The sequence below is a fragment of the Vibrio sp. YIC-376 genome, assembly GCF_052353105.1.
Classification (GTDB): Bacteria; Pseudomonadota; Gammaproteobacteria; order Enterobacterales; family Vibrionaceae; genus Vibrio.
Window position 1 is genome coordinate 118765 of record NZ_JBBWFK010000010.1, and the last position, 19440, is coordinate 138204.

Consider the following 19440-nt stretch of genomic DNA (forward strand, 5'->3'; position numbering starts at 1 on the left):
GGTTGGCCTTTTGTCTTATCCTATGATCAGTTTAGGATTCTTTGACTTCTTGAGTAGCTGACTCTTCTTCCAGTTTTTCAGGCAATAACAAGTTCAAGATGATTGCTGTGATACCACCGGCAGCCACACCTGTTGAGAAGATGCTCTTAATAAACTCAGGCATGAATTGTAGAATTTCAGGCTTCTGAGCAATACCCAGGCCCATAGAGAAGGACAGCGCCATGATAAGAATGGCACGACGGTCTAGATCCACACGAGAGATAATACGCACACCTGCAGCCGCAATCGTACCGAACATGACGATGGTTGCGCCGCCAAGTACAGGTTCAGGAATCAGCTGTACGAAGCTTGCCACGCCTGGGAATAAGCCAAGTAAAACCAGCATAGCAGCGATGAAGTAGCCTACGTAACGGCTTGCCACGCCCGTCAGCATGATGATGCCGTTGTTTTGGCTGAAGGTAGAGTTAGGGAAACTGTTAAAGATGGCTGCGATAGCGGAGTTCAGGCCGTCAGCCAACACACCACCTTTAATGCGTTTCATGTAAACTGGGCCTTTGACTGGCTCGCCTGATACTTCTGACGTTGCAGTAATATCACCAATGGCTTCCAGCGCAGTAATGAAGAAAATCAGTACCAGCGGGATAAATAGCGACCAGTCAAAAGCTAAGCCATATTGCATTGGAATTGGTAGCGCAACCAGATTGGTTTCACTCAGCGCTGATGTGTCTACCATACCCATAAAGTAGGCCATCACGTAACCAACCAGCATGGCAATAACAATAGAAGCAACGCGAATATACGGGTTATTTGAACGGTTCAGAATCACTATCAGGCCAAGAACGGTACCAGCCAGAGCCAGTTTATCCAGGCTGCCGAACGTGCCGTCACCCATTGCAGCATAGCCACCGCCCATCGAGACTAAACCGACTTGAATCAGCGTCAGGCCAATTAATGTCACTACGATACCCGAAACCAGTGGGGTGATAATACGGCGCGCGTATTCAAGGACACGTGAAAGCAGAATTTCGGCGAATGAGGCCACCAGAATGGTGCCAAAAATCGCTGCCATCATGGTGTTGATGTCAGCGCCGCCAGCTTTTAATGACAAACCAGCACCGATAATTGGGCCTAAAAAGTTAAAGCTTGTGCCTTGCACAGACAGTAATCCAGAGCCTACCGGACCGAAGGTACGAATCTGGATAAATGAAGAGACACCAGAAGCAAATAGAGACATGCTGATAATAGTGTTGGTCTGATCAGCCGGAACACCTAAAGATTGGCAGATGATCAATGAAGGTGTGATAACTGCGACGAACATCGCAAGCAGGTGCTGAATGGCTGCGAAAATGGTTTGTGGCAGTGGTGGGCGATCATTTAATTGATAGACCAGTTCCGAAGATCGGTTTGAAGTTGTCATGGTTTGTCTCGCTTGTCGCAATGTGTATTCCCCAGAACTCGCTGAATGGGAGCACTGGGATGAGCTGACGTTTTGATCTGTGATTGCTGTTAATCAGTGTCAACTCAGATTGGCTTGGGTAAATCCCCTAAATTTGTGCGCGATTATAGAGCGATTCACCTAAAAAGCAAACGGTTGCTTTGGGTGGCAACTTGAAAATCCGTCGATTGACCTACGTTGGACTTATGCTTTTGAATAGATGTCTCGCTCGCCTAACCAACGATCGATAATGGCAGTGGCACTAGTAGGGTAATTGTCGTGAATATGGCGTGCAATGCGCTGAACTTCGGGAATTAAACGCTGATCTCGAACCAAGTCGGCAATCTTAAAATCTGCCAGACCCGTTTGCTTGGTCCCCAACAATTCACCAGGGCCTCGGATCTCCAAATCTTTTTGCGCAATAACAAAACCGTCATTGCTTTCACGTAGTACGCCAAGACGCTTTTGCGCCGTTTTGGACAATGGAGAGTGGTAGAGCAGAACGCAGTGACTGGCGACAGAGCCGCGCCCTACGCGGCCTCTTAGCTGGTGTAGCTGAGCTAGACCGAGTCGTTCCGGGTTTTCGATAATCATCAGGCTTGAGTTTGGCACGTCTACTCCGACCTCTATCACGGTTGTTGCGACGAGCAGGTGGAGTTGGTTATTTTTAAAATCCTGCATCACGGCCTGTTTTTCAGCGGGTTTCATGCGGCCGTGAACCAAGCCAATTTTCACATCAGGCAGTTTGCGCTGTAGGTCTTCTGCGGTATCAGCGGCGGCTTGTGCCTCCAAGACTTCAGATTCATCAATTAAGGTACACACCCAGTAAGCTTGTTTACCTTCGTTAAGGCAGGCATTACGCACCCGTTCTACGATGTCGTCGCGCTTTGTATCTGGAATCGCCACGGTTTGAATTGGCGTTCGTCCCGGCGGTAACTCGTCAATCACTGAAGTTTCCAGGTCGGCATACGCAGTCATCGCCAACGTACGCGGAATCGGGGTTGCGGTCATGATCAACTGATGCGGATAAGCACCTTGCTTGGCGCCTTTCTCGCGCAACTCTAATCGCTGGTGGACGCCAAAACGGTGTTGCTCATCAATAATCACCAGAGCCAGATGATGGAATTCAACATGCTCCTGAAAAAGCGCGTGAGTACCCACTACCATTTGCGCTTCACCACTGGCAATGCGTGCGAGTTCCGCTTCTTTGGTTTTCCCCTTTAATTTACCAGCCAGCCAGCCTACCTGAATTCCCATGGCTTCAAACCAGTTAGCGAAGTTGATCGCGTGTTGCTCTGCAAGCAGTTCGGTTGGTGCCATCAGAGCCACCTGATAACCGTGTTCAATCGCACGAACGGCGGCCAGCGCAGCTACTAATGTTTTGCCTGACCCAACATCACCCTGAACAAGGCGCATCATCGGATGTGCTTTTTCGAGGTCGGCTTCAATCTCTTTTACCACGCGCGCCTGTGCGTTGGTTGGTGAGAATGGCAATTGGGCCAGCAACTGGTTCTTCAGCTTTTCACAAGGGGCAAGAGGCAAGGCGATATCTTGTTGCCCTTTGCTGCGTACGGCCAACATTGAGAGATTCTGTGCCAGTAGCTCTTCCATGATCAGGCGGATTTGAGCCGGGTGCTTACCGTCATCAAACTCATCCAGGTTGATCGTCGGAGGCGGTCGGTGAATGGTGTGCAGCGCTTCAGACATGGTGAGCTGATGATTATATAAACCTGAAGGCAACAACTCTTGGACGGCGGCTTTATCGAGTAGTGCTAATGCCTGTTCCGTCAGGTTACGCAGGGTGATTTGTCGCAAGCCATCTGTGGTTGGATATACGGGTGTCAGGCTTTGTTCTAGATCTGGTTTTTGCTCGCTGATATAGAATTTATAATCTGGGTGGACGATTTCCAGCCCCATTCCGCCACGCTTTATCTCACCGTAAGCGTGCACTAACTTACCTTGAGAGAAGTTGTTCTTCATGGCTGCAGTAAAATTGAAAAAACGCAGCGTGATGGTGCCATTTCCGTCGCTGATTTTTACCGTCAGCATTTTGCGTTTACCAAAAATGGTATCCACCGCCATCACCTTGCCTTGAACCGCAGCCCAAAGACCTGCATGAAGCTTGACGATAGGATAAATACGGGTGCGATCTTCGTAACGAAGTGGCAAGTGAAACAGTAAATCCTGAACCGAATGTAGGCCGATTTTGGCAAGTTTTTCTGCGACTTTAGCGCCAACCCCAGAAAGTGAGGTTAAAGGGACAGCAGATAACAGTTGGGCAGACATAGAAGGCTCAAGAAAATGGTTAACATTGCAATATGTTAACCATTTAGCTGTGTTTTTGTACAGGAAAAAATCAAGGGAAGGTGCTAGGACCTAGGATCCTAGGGCCTAGGTGAGTTTGCGGTTAGTTCAGTGATCTACGTAAAATTGGGATCTCGCGGTGTTGGATTACAGAGCGCTTCGCTTACAGATTACAGGATATTAGTCTTTCGCAGCGTGATTCAGAATCTACTAGCCACGTGTGCTGGTGCTTAAGGTGTTAGTTTCGCCCCTGCATTAGTTGTACGTAGATTCCTGATGTCGCTATGGCTCCTCGGAATGACGGAAAAAGGAGGCTAAATACGGAGAGAAAACAATCAGTATTCGGTAGTCTGTATTCCAAAAACGCAAACATAAGAATCTACGTTTATCGCTTTATTTCCAACAAGCTCCCCTTAGGATCTTAGTCAGAACTTGACATCGGACTTAGGAGGTTGGGAAATAATCCGTAATCCGTAATCCGTAATCCGTAATCCGTAATCCGTAATCCGTAATCCGTAATCCGTATTCCGTATTCCCAAAACGCAAACATAAGAATCTACGTCTATCGCTTCATTTCCAACAAGCCCCCCTAGGACCTAGGACCTAGGACCTAGGATCTAGAAACCTAGCCCCTAGGACCTAGGACCTAGGACCTAGGATCTAGAAACCTAGCCCCTAGGATCTAGAAACCTAGCCCCTTTTAACCTACTTCTTCTGCATCTCTTTCCACCACGCTTCGTCTGCGATGATTTGGCCTTCATCGTCAAGTGGTGGGTAGTCTAGCCCCTTGCGCTTAGCGACTTTGGCCAGAACAGGGTGGCCACGCTCAAAAAGAATTCGATTAATGACTTCTTTTGGTAGCGCACTTTCTTCGCGATCGTACATGCCAGCGGCTTCGCGCTGACGCTGCGCTTCATACAAAATCACCGCGCTTGCGACAGAAACATTAAGCGACTGAACCATGCCAATCATGGGAATGATAATGTCTTGATCGGCGAGCTGCTTGGCTTGTTCAGAGGCACCCACTTTCTCGCTGCCTAAAATGATCGCTGTTGGCTTGGTGTAGTCGATTTCACGAAAATCGATCGCAGTTTCTGACAAGTTGGTGACCAGAACCTGCATGCCTTGTGCTTTTAGCTCAGTGATGGCGTTTTCGATAGAGTCATGAGTGTCGACTTCTACCCAGTTACGAGCACCCGCGGAGGTGTGTAGTAATGTGCGCATCTTGTTTGGCCAAATCGCATGGACTTTGTGTAAGCCCGTGGCATCGGCGGTACGTATTACCGCAGAAACATTGTTTGGCTTATGAACTTCTTCAAGACATAAAGTCAGGTCGGTTTGGCGAGCATTCAGGACTTGGTGAATGCGCTCGTAGCGTTCTAGATTCATAATTTTTTAGGTATTGGACCAATTCCAGTAATTATCTCATCATTCTTCCTGGTTAAAATCACTGATAGCTGCGTTAGGATTTTTGTAATTAGAACCACTAGTTACTGCAAATCCTGCCTTGCTCTAAGCGATTTTTCCTGCGCAATACTTTGATAATTAAATTACTGGTATTGTTATAAAAATCGCCACCTAGTGAGTAGGTGGCGATGGGGTTTATCTTCTTCTGCGTCGGACTCGAGTCGCATGCGTCATCGCTTTAATTTTACGCATGATGCTAGCAAGGTGGACCCGATCTTTGGTGGTTAACAGTACCGTTACGGTATACAGTCGACCGTCGCGCTCTTCTGTTGAAAGACCATGGATATTTGAGCCGGTGTTCGAAATAACATTAGTCAGTTCTGCCAGCGCACCTTGGTGGTTGAGCATATCGACTTTGAGTTCTGCAATAAACTCTTTGTCGTAATCGTCAGACCAGGCAACAGCCATATAGCGATCCGGTTCTTTTTGGTAACCACGTACGTTTGGACAAGTCTCACGGTGTACGACCAGACCACGCCCCGGTGATACGTGAGCAATAATGTGATCGTCCGGGATCGGATGACAACAGTTAGCAAATGTCAGCAATAACCCTTCCGCACCGCGAATTGGTAGCTTTTTCTTCGAATCTGTTGAAATCGAACTGGTTGTTGTGAGCTCTTCAGTATCGCCAAGCAGACGACGGGCAATGACAATGCTCATTAACTCGCCGAGGCCAATCGCAGCCAGTAAGTCATCGACGCTTTCTAAACGAAGATCAGTCAGAACTTCTTTGACGTTGTCTGGGTAAATAGAGTCAATAGAATGTCGACCAAGTGCATGGTTCAACAAGCGGCGACCGAGAGTAATGGACTCTGCGCGACGCATGGTTTTAAGAACCTGACGAATTTTAGTTCGTGCACGGGACGTCACTACGTAGTTCAGCCATGCTGCGTTCGGACGAGCGCCAGGAGCACTGATGATTTCTACTGTCTGACCGTTTTTCAGTGCCTTACTAAGAGGGTAAGGGTTACGGTCAACGCGAGCACCAACACAAGAGTTACCTACGTCAGTGTGTACCGCATAAGCGAAGTCAACCGCCGTCGCGCCAAGTGGTAATTCGACGATACGGCCTTTCGGTGTGAAGACGTAAATTTCGTCTGGGAACAGATCCGATTTTACGTTTTCAATGAATTCAAATGAGTTACCCGCGCTTTGTTGCAGTTCAAGCAGGCTTTGCATCCAGCGCTGAGCTTTAACTTGTGCTGTGGTGCCAGACTTGTCGCCTTTGTCTTTGTAAGACCAGTGCGCAGCCACACCTTTATCCGCCATTTGATCCATATCTTCAGTACGGATCTGGACTTCAACCGGAACACCGTGAGGGCCGACCATTGAAGTATGCAGCGATTGATAGCCGTTTGCTTTCGGTACCGCGATGTAATCTTTCATACGACCCGGGCGTGGTTTATACAGGCTATGCACCTGGCCCAGAACGCGATAACAAGTATCAGCGGTGTCAACAACCACTCGGAATGCGTAGATGTCCATGATGGTGTGGAAGCGCTGCTCTTTGGTCTTCATCTTGTTATAGATAGAGAACAGGTTCTTCTCACGCCCCACAACGCGTGAGCTCAGACCGACATCTTGCAGTCGACCTTCTATCTCACTGTGGATACGTTGGATCATCTCTTTACGGTTACCACGCGCCGTTCTCACGACTTCCTTAAGCACGCGATAGCGGTTCGGGTAAAGCGCTTCAAAACCCAGCTCTTCCAGCTCGGTTTTGATATTGTGAATACCAAGACGGTGAGCGAGTGGGGCATAGATTTCTAAAGTTTCGCGGGCAATTCGGCGTTTTTTATCTGGTCGAAGCGCGCCGAGCGTGCGCATGTTGTGCGTGCGGTCAGCCAGTTTGATCAGGATTACGCGGATGTCTTGCACCATAGCCAGAACCATCTTACGAAAGTTCTCAGCCTGAGCCTCTTTCCGATCACGGAATTTGAGTTTGTCCAGTTTGGATACACCATCAACCAGTTCAGCGACGGTATTGCCGAATTTCTCTTCGAGATCTTCTTTGCTGACATCACAATCTTCTATCACGTCATGCAATAGAGCTGCTTGAAGAGTTTCAATATCAAGGCGCATTTCGGCCAGGATTCGAGAAACAGCGACGGGGTGGATGATGTATGGTTCACCGCTAGAACGGGTTTGCCCTTCATGGGCATCTCGCGCTACCACATAAGATTGACGCAGAGCCTCAATCTGAGGCTCTGTTAGGTATTCTTGGGCAACGTCTTTGAGGCTATCGAATAGATACAAATTATAGGCCCGGGAGGTTGTTGAATTCTCGAGTCAGAATTAACGGTTGTGAGCGATGCTGCTTACTGCCGCTAGCTCTGCCGCTTCTTGCTCTTGTTGTTCTTGACGTTCACGAGCGTCCAGAACTTCTTTCGTGATTAAACCTTCTTCGATTTCGCGAAGAGCGATAACCGTTGGTTTATCGTTCTCTTCTGGCACTAGTGCATCTTTACCGCCAGTTTGCATTTGACGAGCGCGGCGAGCCGCAATCAGTACTAGGTCGAAACGGTTGCCAACTTTTTCAACAGCGTCTTGAACAGTTACGCGTGCCATGAGGACTCCAAATAGTTAACTAAAATTTTAGAATGACGAGAAAGTATACAGCCTAACTACTTTATTTACTAGCAATTAGACAGGCCACCGTTTGTGGGCTTTCTCGGGTTTGATTGTCTGTTCTTTACTACGTGCAAATATGAGCAAAGAAACAAAATTCTTTGTGCTATACAGCGTAATCTCTATTCTATTGAAGCTACTCTGCTAACAGCGCGTCAAGCATACCTTTATATTTAGCAGCTTGCTTTTCTTCCTTCAATCTTTCCGCACGGAGAATGGCCTTAAAGTCGACTAATGCCGTGTCGAAGTCGTCATTTACAATCACATAATCGTATTCATTGTAATGAGAGATTTCTGACTTCGCTTCTGCCATGCGTTTTGCGATTATGTCATCACTGTCTTGGCCGCGCGTGTTAAGGCGACGCTCTAGCTCACCATTTGATGGCGGTAGAATGAAGATGCTTTTCGCTTCTGGCATTTGCTCACGAATTTGTCGTGCACCTTGCCAGTCGATATCTAAGAATACGTCGATACCTTTATTTAGCGTTTCTTCAATCCAGACACGAGAGGTTCCGTAATAGTTACCAAACACTTCCGCGTGTTCTAAAAAGTCACCTTTCGCAATTAAAGCTTCGAACTCGTCTTTAGATACGAAGTGGTAGTGGATACCATTTTCTTCACCAGGACGCATGTTGCGAGTGGTGTGAGACACAGACACTTTCATTGCGTATGTTGGGTTTCGCTCCAACATTGCTGAGATCAAGCTAGATTTACCTGCGCCGCTAGGTGCAGATACGATATAGAGAGTACCTTTGCCCATTGTACTGTTCCACTTTTGATTGGATTGATAGAGTGCCGAAGGAAAGTCCCGACAGTCTTTTAACGATAGCACTGGCAATGAGGAGTAAACCACCAAAGGGATGGATATTGGTGATAATCCCGCCAGAAAAATGGAGGCGAAGAGTATCATGATCTCTATATTGTTGCCAGTTGATCTTTCTGTCTTGGTGAATTCCCGATAAATAAAGCAGTTATACAAAAGTAGACGTAAAAAAGGGGAAGCTTTCACTTCCCCAGGCGTGCGACTGACTCACACTTAATTTTAATTATATTGACCTGGCTGGGCCTAACCCTGGGATTCTAAGAAGTTAATCCAAGGGTTCGCGACGCCTTGCAAGCCTGGTGACTGAGCGGCACTTTGCATTGCTTTGAGAGCATTATCTGGCTGATCTAGCTCAAAATACGCCATGCCACGAATGTAGGACAGTTCGCCCTTCTGGTCGCGCTTGGCATCAGGAGCGGCGTTTTGAGTAAACTTCGTCGCTGCTGTGTATTGCTTGTCTAAAATCATCAGACGAGCAATTTTAATTTGAGTTTCAGCGGTTGGCGCAAGATTGAAAGCTTGTTGGTAGACGTCGATTGCACGCCCAAGCTCTTGTGCTTGCTGCCAAAATGATCCCAGCTTTTCTAAGTTCTCTGCATTACGCTCTACATGGCCATTTTCAAAGGCCGATTGAAGCGTTTTTGCAGCTCGGAATGGCACACCCTGATAAGCCTGGAAATTCACTAAACGTAAGTACTCTTTTTCGCCTTCCAGAAGTCCCAGTTTATGAGCCATCTCCAGAGTCGAAAGGGCATTACGCTCTTGATTTAACTCCATGTAAATACCAGATAATTGAGTCCAGTAACGCTTATTTTTCGGGTACTTGGTGGTTAACGTCTTCAGAACACCCGCAACGCTCTTGTACTGCTTCAACTCATAGTGTGCTGACATCAGAAGCTGGTACCAGGATTCACTAGGGTCTTTACTCATCGCGATGGCTTGCTTAGTCGGCGGAATCGCGTTTTTGTAGTCTTCTAGCTGAATATAAGCACTGGCTAGTGTGATATAAGCATGAGCTTGTGGTTTTTCTTCCGTTGTCTCAGCAATTTTGAACCATTCATTCATCGTAGAGACGGATTTTTTAAACTGTCCTTCAGCAAGATATAGCTGAGCCACGCTGTAGCGTACTTGTTGTGCGACAGGCACAGGTAACGCATCCAGACTTAGCGCTTCAGCAAAGTATTTTACTGCTTTCGAGTAGTTATCTTGTAAAGAATACAAAAAACCCATTTGTTGCAAGAGTACCGCACGATCGTACTTTCTTTTCTCAGTGCTACCCAATGCAGAGTTCAGTTTAGAAAGTGCCTCTGAGTATTGCTCAGTGGCGATCAGTTCCTGAACTTTATTTACGGTTCTGAATGTTTTGTCTGACAACTCAGGAGTGCTGGAGAAAGCAGGCGCGCCGTACGCGCCCGCCATTAACACCAGAGAAGCCAACAATTTTGTATATGATTTCATGATTGCGACTCCTTAGTTCGTAGAGAACTCAATTTCTTGAGAAAGGCGAGAACTGACCGCTTTACCGTCGACCATCTTAGGTTTGAAGGTCCATTTGGCTACCGTGGTTTTCGCTGCTTGTCCCAAGCCTAACTTACGTGGTGTTTCTTTTAAGACTTTAACGTCTTCAACACTACCGCGTTCGTTAACAGTAAACTCTACAAGTACGATACCTTTTTCAAGTCCCGAACGTGCCGCTTTACGAGGCATCTGCGGCTGGAACGTTGCCAGAGGAACCGGGCCTCCGCCGCCAATGACCTGAGCACCACCACCTTGTGCGTAGTGACCCAGTACCGAACCACCTGTCACGTTGACTGGGAGGTTTAGATTAGGCATGTCCATTGGAACCTGATCCATCACCGGCTTCACGGTCGACGTCACCTTCATTTCTGGTGGTGGCGGCGGACGTTTTGGTGGTGGTGGTTTCGGGAGTTCGCGTTTTTTCTCCTGTAATTTTTCGTCTGGTTTAATGCGAATGAAATCGACCATACGCTGGTCATCATTCGACACTAGCTCGTGGCGCTCTTTGTTTACCAGCTTGTCCATCCCCCAGAACAGTCCGAGGGAGACAATGAGCGCCAGTGCAATTGAGGCCAGATACCGCATAAGCTTAATCCTTACCGGTTGCGGCAATGGAGATGCTTTCTACACCCGCCATCTTAATCTGGTCCATCACCTTCACGACTACCCCTGCATTCGCTTCTGTATCCGCCTGGATAACAACAGCGCCATCTGGGCTTTCAGCGCGAAGACGCTCGATGTTGGCGCGAACTGCGTCGACTTCAATACGTCGCTTATCAACCCAGACATCACCAGCCGCACCGATAGCAACCATAATGTTACCTTTTTTCACGGTTTGTGCTGAGCTTGCCGTTGGGCGGTTTACTTCAATACCAGCTTCTTTAACAAATGACGTTGTTACGATAAAGAAGATCAACATGATGAATACGATGTCGAGCATCGGTGTCATATCGATAGCGGTCTCATCACTGCTATCACTGCTATAGCGTCTTTTCATGACCTATACCTCTAATTCCATTTACTCAGGCAATATGCTTTAGCTTATCTTCCAGCTTTTGCGTTGTGACTTTGGCTAAATGATCAAGACGTGAACTAAAGAACAGTCCTGACAGAGAAGCCACCATCCCGGCTAAAGTTGGGATTGTTGCCTTTGAGATCCCCGAGGCCATTGCTCGAGGGCTTCCTGTTCCTGTTACCGCTAAGATGTCGAATACCTGAATCATGCCGACAACGGTGCCGAGCAGACCAAGCAGGGGACAGAGTGCAATCAGAACCTTAACGATTGGCAGTCCCTTTTTATTCTCAATATCCTGACGAGAAACGATTTCTTGTCGGATCATCTTTGCGTTCCAGCTTTGATGTTCTGAACGCTCACTCCAAAGGCTTACTGCTTTTTTCATGGCCTTAGGAGCGACGGCACTAAAGTAGAACCAACGTTCTAATAGTACTGCCCACAACATGAAGCTGAGGATGAAGATGGCGACGAGTACATCACCACCCATTCCCAAGAAGCGCCTAATTGATTCAAGTTCTCCAACTAACCACCACATAATGCCTCCTTAGCTTTCGGCTTTATGTAGTTTTTCCTGATAGCGAGCGATGAAACCTGCACTCTGTTCTTCAAGAGTTTGAACCAAACGACGACCTTTACTGTGTACAAGGGTGTAAAGGAACAGTAGAGGAATTGCTACAACCAGACCTAGCATTGTGGTTACGAGTGCTTCAGAGATACCGCCTGCCATCAGTTTTGGATCGCCTGTACCAAATAGCGTGATTGCCTGGAAGGTACCGATCATACCCATTACTGTACCTAGTAGACCAAGTAGAGGTGCTACAGAAGCAAACAATTTGATTGAGCTAATGAAACGTTCGATGCTTGGAGCGTTACGTAGGATGATTTCGTCCAGTTTCGCTTCCAGATCTTCAAGGTTATCGCCTTTGTGATCTTGGTAAGCTTGGATAACTTCACCCAGTGGGTTACCAGGGATAACCGTATCTGATTTCGCCTGTTTACGCATTTTGCCACCAATAACCTGAAGGCGTAGGAAACAGATTAGCGCGATGATTGCACCAACAGCACCCATAGCCAGGATGACGTAACCAACAATACCACCTTGGTCAATACGTTCCTGAACAGTCGGGCTTTGTACAAGCAGCGACAGAATTACACCACGAGACGGGTCAAGAAATAGCGGCTCGTAAGTACCTTTTGCTGATTCAAAACCAGAAACTTGGCTTGTGATGTTTTTGCTTGGCTGGCGAGATAGTTCTTCGAACTTGCCAGTTTGAGGTACGTAAATAACGTATTTTCCGTCAGCAATCGCGTTAAATTCACCAACTAGAGTCACGTCGCGAACCGCTTCTTTACCTTCACCGTAAACAACCGTTGCTTGTGTTGTTGAGGTTTCACCAGAGACGACAACTTGTTGAAGAATGGTGTGCCAGAATGCTTCTAGCTCTTGAGTCGATGGCAGTTCTTTACTTTCTGCCAGTTTAGTCAGCAGTGTATCACGCTCTGGGAACTGAACCGCATTTTGTGAAGCCGCGAACAGACCTTTAAACTCCCCCGCGTACTGACGAACCACACCAAACATCTCACCCAAAGTACCTGAACGAACACGTAGAGTTTCGGATAGATCGGTAAGCTGTTTGTCGTTCTCGTCGAACGTTGCTTTTAGCTGGTCACCCAGTGCTTGTTGTGAAGCCAGTTCGTTGCGTGCTTGTTGTAGCAGCGCAGATTGCTGATCGCGATCGCGCTTGAAGATGGCTTCGCGTTCTTTGTTTTCATTTGATTCAACAATACTTTCTGATTTTACGTTTTTCAGTAGTTCAGACAGTGTTTGAGGGGTTTCCGCTTGTACGCCAGAAACCATAAATAAGCTCGCTAACAGGCTAGCAGCTAGAGTTTTGAATCCTTTCATCTCTTATTCCTCCCCAGCAAATACAGGCAATTTGATCAGCGCTGGTGGCGCTTGCTTCTTAGCGATACGAAGGCCTTGCTGTACAGCGATACGGTAGCTTTCAGGTAGTGTTTCCCATTGACGTGTTTGTTGGTTCCACATACCTGTTTCACCGCCGTCTGGAGATTGGAATAGAAGTGCCGTACGACCAATACGCAAGAAGTCGTAAGTGACAACTTCGCCATTACGGTCGAGGCTAGCTTTGTAAGATTCGATTGAGCGAGAGAAGCCTTCTTCGATTTGGTACGCTTCCATCACTTTACGGAATTTCTCTGAAGTCGTTACGTCAGCACGATCCATCAGGCGATGTAACTCTTGAACGCGTTTATTACGTTCTTCTTTTTGGAACGGCAGATCGAGAGTAACGAACTCGTCTAGTGCATCGATCATTTTTAGTGTCAAAGGAACAACTTCAGTTGCGGTTTGATCGATTTGAGCAATTTGGTTATTTAATGAGTCCAACTCACCTTGCTGAGACTGAACCATACGGTTAATTTGCTCGTTATAGACTTTCATACTGTCGATTTGACGAAGTAAGCCTTTGTATTCCGCCAACATGCCTTCTGTGCTTTCGGCATAGTTGTCGATTTTTTGTTGCGAAGCCTGTGAAGACTTTGTTGTTTGTGCTTGGTTGTCGACTACGGTTCCTGAGTCAGTAGCCATTGCTGCACCACTTACCGTGAGGATCGCGGCAGTCACTGCACTTACGCCAAATTCCTTTAACGTCATAGTAGCATCCTTGTTAGTGTGTAAAGTCAGTCAAATAGGGCGCAGGAAAAACTCCTGCGCCAAAGGTCTTAATTAAAAGTTTTGAGAGTATTTCAAGAAGTAAACGCGGCCTTGAATGCTGTATAGGTTTGTGTCGTATGTAACACCATCAGATTCAAATGCAGGATCTTCATCAGTCAGGTTACGTACACCCGCTGTGAATTTTCCGTCCCACGGAGCCATGTAGTTGTACGCTACGTTCCACGTTGTTTGAGAAGAGATATGGCCAGTTTTCTTGTAGTTTTCATCAACATCTTGCGCCTGGTCTGCGATGTGGTCTGCAGATAGGTAGATGTCATGATCTTCAAGGAAGCTTACACCAACACCTGTGTTGAAGCGGTACTCAGGCAAGCCGTTGCGACCAACTTGGTTGTTAGTTGGGCCACCAACGTATTCAGGTGTGCTGTAATCTAGTACGTAGCTGCCCATAAAGTCGTAACGAACAGTCGCGTAATCGAAGTCATAACGGTAACCCAGTTTCAGGTCAATACCTGAAGTATCTAGTGTACCTAGGTTCTGCAGACCTGCTGTTGCTTCCTTAATGCGGCCATTTGCATCACGCTCGATGTTCGGGTTAGAAACGCCAGAACTACGCTCTTGGTCAATCATACTTTGCAGTGTATTCAGTGTGATCATGTCATCAATGCTGATGTTGTAGTAATCCACTGTTACGTCCAGATCTTCGATTGGTGAGTAACTTACACCGAAGTTAAACGATACTGATGTCTCTGCATCCAGATCTTCGTTTGACGTACGAGTTACGTCGTATTGAGTTTCTGGACAGTCTGCATTAGAGATACCGTTAGCTGAACAGTAGCTGTAGTCTTTTGCGTAGTCTGCTGAGAAGCTGTCTGCACCGTATAGGTCAGATAACGTTGGAGCACGGAAGCCCATACCAGCACCAGCACGGAACATCAGGTTATCAAGTGGCTGATAGCGGAAAGAGACTTTCGGCGAGATTTCATCTCCGAAGTCACTGTAGTGGTCGTAACGAGCTGCCAGGTTCATTTCCAGCTCATCGGTAAACGCGATCAAAGATTCAGCGTAGAATGCGTAAGTTTCGCGGTCACCGCCGGCCGAGTTACCTGAACTACCAATGATGTTGCCCGCTTCACTTTGTGGGTCATATTGGTCGAAGTAGTCGTAAGTCGTGAACTCAGCACCAAGGTAGAGTGGAATGGTTACGTCACCCACTTGTGCAAGGTCGAATTGAAGACCACCAGAGAACTGGTGCATTTCCATTTCCGTTTCACGTCCGGTACCTGCAGAAAGCTGGTCTGTAGCGTCTGAGCTGAACTCACCGTTTACAAATTGACCTGAGTTTGCCAGTTGCTCTGCTGGAGAACGGAATACGTAACCAGTACCTGTCTCGTTACTGTTTGAATAGTTTAGGTGGTAACCCGCTTCCCAGATCACTTCACCGAATGTGTCAGTGTAAAGCGTGCCATCTAAACCCGCTTTGAAATCTGCCTGGAAATCTTTAACGGTATTATCACGGGTACCTACGTTGTTGAAACGATAGTAAACTTCCGCAGGGCCTTTAGTCGGATCTAATCCGTTTTCCGCGAAGAAGTCCGCACCGCCATCGGTAGTAGGGTCTACTTCAAAATAACCTGCTGCTGGAGCAAATCGGCCGAAACTTTCGTTGCGGTTCAAAAGCATTTGTGCGTTAAACGTTGTCTCGTCAGTCAGGAAGATATTACCGTTCACAAACACGGTGTTACGTTCTAGAGAAGCGGTTTGAGCGGCTTCTGCAGTGTAGTCGTAACCACAGATGTCACCCAGACCTGGGTAGTTTGTCAGGCCAACAAAACCTTTCGATGAATCACATGATGCATCAGTGTTGTAACCGTTAAGCGCTTTTAACTGGCCGTCATGGTAAACGTTACGGCCGTAGATGCTCACGCCCGACATATCGAAGTAGTTTGCTGAGCCAGTATTGGTTGAACTCAGGTAATCACGGCTACGTTGGTAGATTTCATCTTTGCTGTCATGTTCAAACGAGAACATGATGTTACCTTTTTCACCGCTGGTACCCATGACTAGCGCAACGTTGTCTTCATCACCACCGTCTTGGCTTGGGATACCCGAACCAACGGTAACGTTGATGCCGTCAAATTCTTCTTTAAGAATGATGTTTACCACACCTGCAACGGCGTCTGAACCGTATACTGCGGAGCCGCCGTCAGCCATGACTTCCACACGTTCAACGATAGCAGATGGGATAACGTTGATGTTTGCTGCGCCACCACCCATTGAAGCTGAGCCTGGTAGACGCTTGCCGTTAATCAGAACCAGAGTACGTTCATCGCCAAGACCTCGTAGAGAGATAGTTGCTTGGCTCTGCGCCGAGCTACCTGAACGTTCGTTGTGTGAGCCAAATGAGTTGAATGAAGATTTACGTAGAACGTCTGCAATCGATACGTCACCTGCACGCTCGATTTCCGCACGACCAATCACTGCTATCGGAGTGCTGCCTTCCATTGATGCACGTGTAAGACGCGAACCAGTAACTTTCATTTTTTGAAGTTTTTCAACTTGTTGCTCTTCTGCCTGAGCTGCTACTGGGGCGAAAGCTGCGGCCGTCCCCAAAGCTAGACTGATCGCAACAGATAAAGCTGTTGTGTTTTTATACATCCTTGTTGCTCCAATTATTATTATTTCCTGTGCCTGGTCACATAATGACCAAATGTGACGGTAGTATTTCGTCATCGTGCGGCCAATGTATAACCGAGGTGAAAAAAGGAAGTCAAACCAGTAGTAAACGGAGATAGCTAAATGTAAAAAAGATGTAAAAATCTGAAGATATTGTGAATTACAGAATTATTTGCTGAGTTGAACTTTGAGGAGGGCATTAAACATCGATAAAACACCGTGTTTTGTCTTTCTTGTAAACTTTAATGGCTTATGTCGTCTATACTTTTGTAGCGGGTAATTGAATCTGAAATTTAGTATTTTTCCAGTGAATAGTTCTGATGTGAGTTTTATATGAAATGCTAATCAAGTTGACTCTAGCACATGGGGTGGTATCAAAATATGATACCTATTGCTATCAAAGGGCTCACTCGTGTTTTGGGGTCAATATGTCCGAATCGAATATGTCTTATTATTCTTATTTTATGCATTTTTATGTAGTGTTTTGGCTCTAAATTGACCAGATTGATATTCTGTATGAATTGTTTTTGTGGTTTTTTATCATTTTTTGCAAAAACATTGCGTTTTTTTTGATAGTAGACGAAGTGCGTCATGTTTTGTTTTTAAACACTTGAAGCCAATGTGGATTCAAGCTAAATATGACGCTGACATTATTGCAGTCATAAAAAACAAACTATTGAAACACATGGATCGTGGCTCAACAGCTTGATTATCTGCAATATAAATATGCACCATTTTGGGGCCGACGATTTCTTTGTTGCGTTGGTCTAAATTGGACAGTAGACAAGGAGCAAGTTGTATATGCTGTCGTACTTTTTACGCCGTTTAGCGTTAGTCATTCCGACGTTTCTCGGAATCACCATTCTTATTTTTGCCATTACTCGCTTTGTCCCTGGTGGCCCTGTTGAGCGCATGTTGTCACAGATGCAATCTCAGGGAGATGGCGCTGCAGCCATGACCGCTGCGGGTGGTAATACCGCGCTTTCTGATGATCAAATCGCTGAATTAAATGCTTTCTATGGCTTAGATAAGCCGGTAATGGAAGCCTACGTTGAGTGGTTAAGCCGTTTGGTTACTTTGGATCTTGGTGAGTCAACGCGCTATTACGAGCCAGTATCTGAAATGATCGCGGAACGTTTGCCAGTTTCTCTGTTTTACGGAGGAATGACGTTCTTTATCAGTTATTTCATCTCCATCCCACTCGGTTACTACAAAGCGCTCAAGCATGGCTCCGTGTTTGATTCAGGTTCCTCGATACTGATATTTGTTGGTTATGCCTTACCTGGCTATGTGGTGGGGGTGTTGTTGATCACCTTGTTCAGTTATCACCTTGAATGGTTCCCGATGGGAGGCTTTGTTGGTGATAACTTCGATGATTATGAAACCTTCTTCGAGCGCGCAAAAGACATCATGTGGCACGCAGTACTGCCATTGATTTGTTACCTCATCGGTGACTTTGCCACACTGACAATGACGATGAAGAACAACCTGATGGAAAACTTATCATCAGATTACATCCGTACGGCAATCGCAAAAGGTCTGCCTTTCAAGAAGGCCGTACGCAGACATGCTCTGCGAAATAGCTTAATCCCGATTGCGAGCCACTTCGGTAATTCTTTACTGTTCTTTATGACAGGTGCGTTCCTGATCGAAGTTATTTTCAATATTGATGGCATTGGCCTCCTGGGTTATGAGTCAATCATGGAACGAGATTATCCGGTAGTGATGGGTATTGTTGCCATCAACGCGATATTGCTGCTGATTGGTAACATTATTTCAGACATCTGTGTTGCTTTAGTCGACCCACGTGTGAAGTTTGGAGCGTAAGATGATTAAAGTCAGTCCATTAACTCAAAAGAAAATTCGCCACTTCAAAGAGATCAAACGCGGTTACTGGTCGTTTGTTGTTTTGTCTATCATGTTGATCCTTTCTCTGTTCGCTGAGTTGTTGATCAACAGTAAAGCTCTGGTTGTGAAATACGACGGTGATTTCTACTTTCCCGTTGTGAGTGATGTGCGCTTAGGCAGCGATTTTGGTCAAGGCTCATCGAGTGAAGCAGATTACCGAATTCTGCAAAAAGCGTTTGAAGAGGAAGGGGGCGATAATTTTGTCATTCTGCCTATCGTACCTTGGAACCCATATGAGCAGGACTTCAGTGGCGATTTCCCACCAACAGCGCCAAGTGTTGAGAACAAGCATTACTTAGGTACCGATGTGATTGGTCGAGATATCTTAGCTCGTCTGGTTTACGGTTTTAGAACCGCGATGGGTTTTGCTTTGTTAACCATGATCGTTTCGTACACCATTGGCACCGCAGTAGGCTGTGCGATGGGGTTCTGGGGCGGCAAATTCGATTTGTTCGTTCAGCGATTGATTGAAATCTGGTCGATGGTGCCATTCCTGTACGTGATCATGATTCTGGTTTCGATCGTTCAGCCAACCTTTGCCCTCTTTGTTGCCATCAACGTTCTCTTCTCCTGGATGGGGATGACCTGGTACATGCGAACCATGACCTATAAGGAATCGGCTCGTGAGTACGTGATGGCAGCTCGTGCTTTGGGTGCATCTACAGGTCGAATTCTGTTTAATCATATTCTTCCTAATACGATGGTGATGATTGTCACGCTCGCGCCATTTACCATTGCTGCGAACATTACTGCGCTAACCGCGTTAGATTACTTAGGCCTAGGCCTGATGCCGCCAACACCAAGCTGGGGTGAACTACTGCAACAAGGTAAGTCCAACCTAGACTCTCCATGGATTGTTTCTTCCGTTGTTACTTCGATTGTATTGGTGCTGGTGATGGTGACCTTCATTGGTGAAGCGATCCGAGCGGCATTCGACCCGAAAAAATTCACACGCTATGTTTAATTAAGTGTGT

Annotated in this window: 15 protein-coding genes; 2 read left to right on the forward strand and 13 right to left on the reverse strand. The window is 46.7% G+C overall.

The window, feature by feature from the left end; all coding sequences use genetic code 11:
* Positions 1-31 precede the first annotated feature (31 nt).
* The 13 genes from WJM94_RS18385 to WJM94_RS18445 form a co-directional block, all read right to left on the reverse strand.
* Complete coding sequence (locus WJM94_RS18385; RefSeq protein WP_444495648.1) at positions 32-1417, reverse strand: uracil-xanthine permease family protein; 1386 nt, start codon at positions 1415-1417, stop codon at positions 32-34.
* Between the two features lie 222 nt (positions 1418-1639).
* A complete protein-coding gene (recG, locus tag WJM94_RS18390) occupies positions 1640-3721 on the reverse strand; it encodes an ATP-dependent DNA helicase RecG (protein WP_444495649.1) in 2082 nt (693 codons plus the stop codon).
* A gap of 723 nt (positions 3722-4444) precedes the next feature.
* A complete protein-coding gene (trmH, locus tag WJM94_RS18395) occupies positions 4445-5128 on the reverse strand; it encodes a tRNA (guanosine(18)-2'-O)-methyltransferase TrmH (protein WP_444495650.1) in 684 nt (227 codons plus the stop codon).
* Between the two features lie 213 nt (positions 5129-5341).
* A complete protein-coding gene (spoT, locus tag WJM94_RS18400) occupies positions 5342-7462 on the reverse strand; it encodes a bifunctional GTP diphosphokinase/guanosine-3',5'-bis pyrophosphate 3'-pyrophosphohydrolase (RefSeq protein WP_444495651.1) in 2121 nt (706 codons plus the stop codon).
* A 39-nt stretch (positions 7463-7501) separates the two neighbouring features.
* Positions 7502-7774, reverse strand: a complete 273-nt coding sequence (gene rpoZ / locus WJM94_RS18405) for a DNA-directed RNA polymerase subunit omega (protein ID WP_005379346.1) — start codon at positions 7772-7774, stop codon at positions 7502-7504.
* Between the two features lie 196 nt (positions 7775-7970).
* Positions 7971-8594, reverse strand: a complete 624-nt coding sequence (gene gmk / locus WJM94_RS18410; protein ID WP_444495652.1) for a guanylate kinase — start codon at positions 8592-8594, stop codon at positions 7971-7973.
* 306 nt (positions 8595-8900) lie between these two features.
* On the reverse strand, positions 8901-10115 hold the full coding sequence (locus WJM94_RS18415; RefSeq protein WP_444495653.1) for a tetratricopeptide repeat protein: 1215 nt from the start codon (positions 10113-10115) through the stop codon (positions 8901-8903).
* 12 nt (positions 10116-10127) lie between these two features.
* Positions 10128-10760, reverse strand: a complete 633-nt coding sequence (locus WJM94_RS18420) for an energy transducer TonB (RefSeq protein ID WP_444495654.1) — start codon at positions 10758-10760, stop codon at positions 10128-10130.
* 4 nt (positions 10761-10764) lie between these two features.
* Complete coding sequence (locus WJM94_RS18425) at positions 10765-11172, reverse strand: ExbD/TolR family protein (RefSeq protein WP_444495655.1); 408 nt, start codon at positions 11170-11172, stop codon at positions 10765-10767.
* Positions 11173-11197: 25 nt separating this feature from the next.
* Positions 11198-11725, reverse strand: a complete 528-nt coding sequence (locus tag WJM94_RS18430; RefSeq protein ID WP_444495656.1) for a MotA/TolQ/ExbB proton channel family protein — start codon at positions 11723-11725, stop codon at positions 11198-11200.
* A gap of 9 nt (positions 11726-11734) precedes the next feature.
* A complete protein-coding gene (locus tag WJM94_RS18435; RefSeq protein ID WP_444495657.1) occupies positions 11735-13096 on the reverse strand; it encodes a MotA/TolQ/ExbB proton channel family protein in 1362 nt (453 codons plus the stop codon).
* A 3-nt stretch (positions 13097-13099) separates the two neighbouring features.
* On the reverse strand, positions 13100-13864 hold the full coding sequence (locus WJM94_RS18440; protein WP_444495658.1) for a DUF3450 domain-containing protein: 765 nt from the start codon (positions 13862-13864) through the stop codon (positions 13100-13102).
* A 72-nt stretch (positions 13865-13936) separates the two neighbouring features.
* Positions 13937-16540: a TonB-dependent receptor plug domain-containing protein gene (locus WJM94_RS18445; protein WP_444495659.1), complete on the reverse strand. Its 2604-nt coding sequence runs from the start codon at positions 16538-16540 to the stop codon at positions 13937-13939.
* 819 nt (positions 16541-17359) lie between these two features.
* Here WJM94_RS18445 and WJM94_RS18450 point away from each other — a divergent pair.
* Together WJM94_RS18450 and WJM94_RS18455 are read left to right on the forward strand one after the other, a co-directional pair.
* A complete protein-coding gene (locus WJM94_RS18450) occupies positions 17360-18385 on the forward strand; it encodes an ABC transporter permease (protein ID WP_444495660.1) in 1026 nt (341 codons plus the stop codon).
* Position 18386: 1 nt separating this feature from the next.
* Entirely contained in the window at positions 18387-19430 is a 1044-nt protein-coding gene (locus tag WJM94_RS18455) for an ABC transporter permease (protein ID WP_444495661.1), read from the forward strand.
* The last annotated feature ends 10 nt before the right edge of the window (positions 19431-19440 follow it).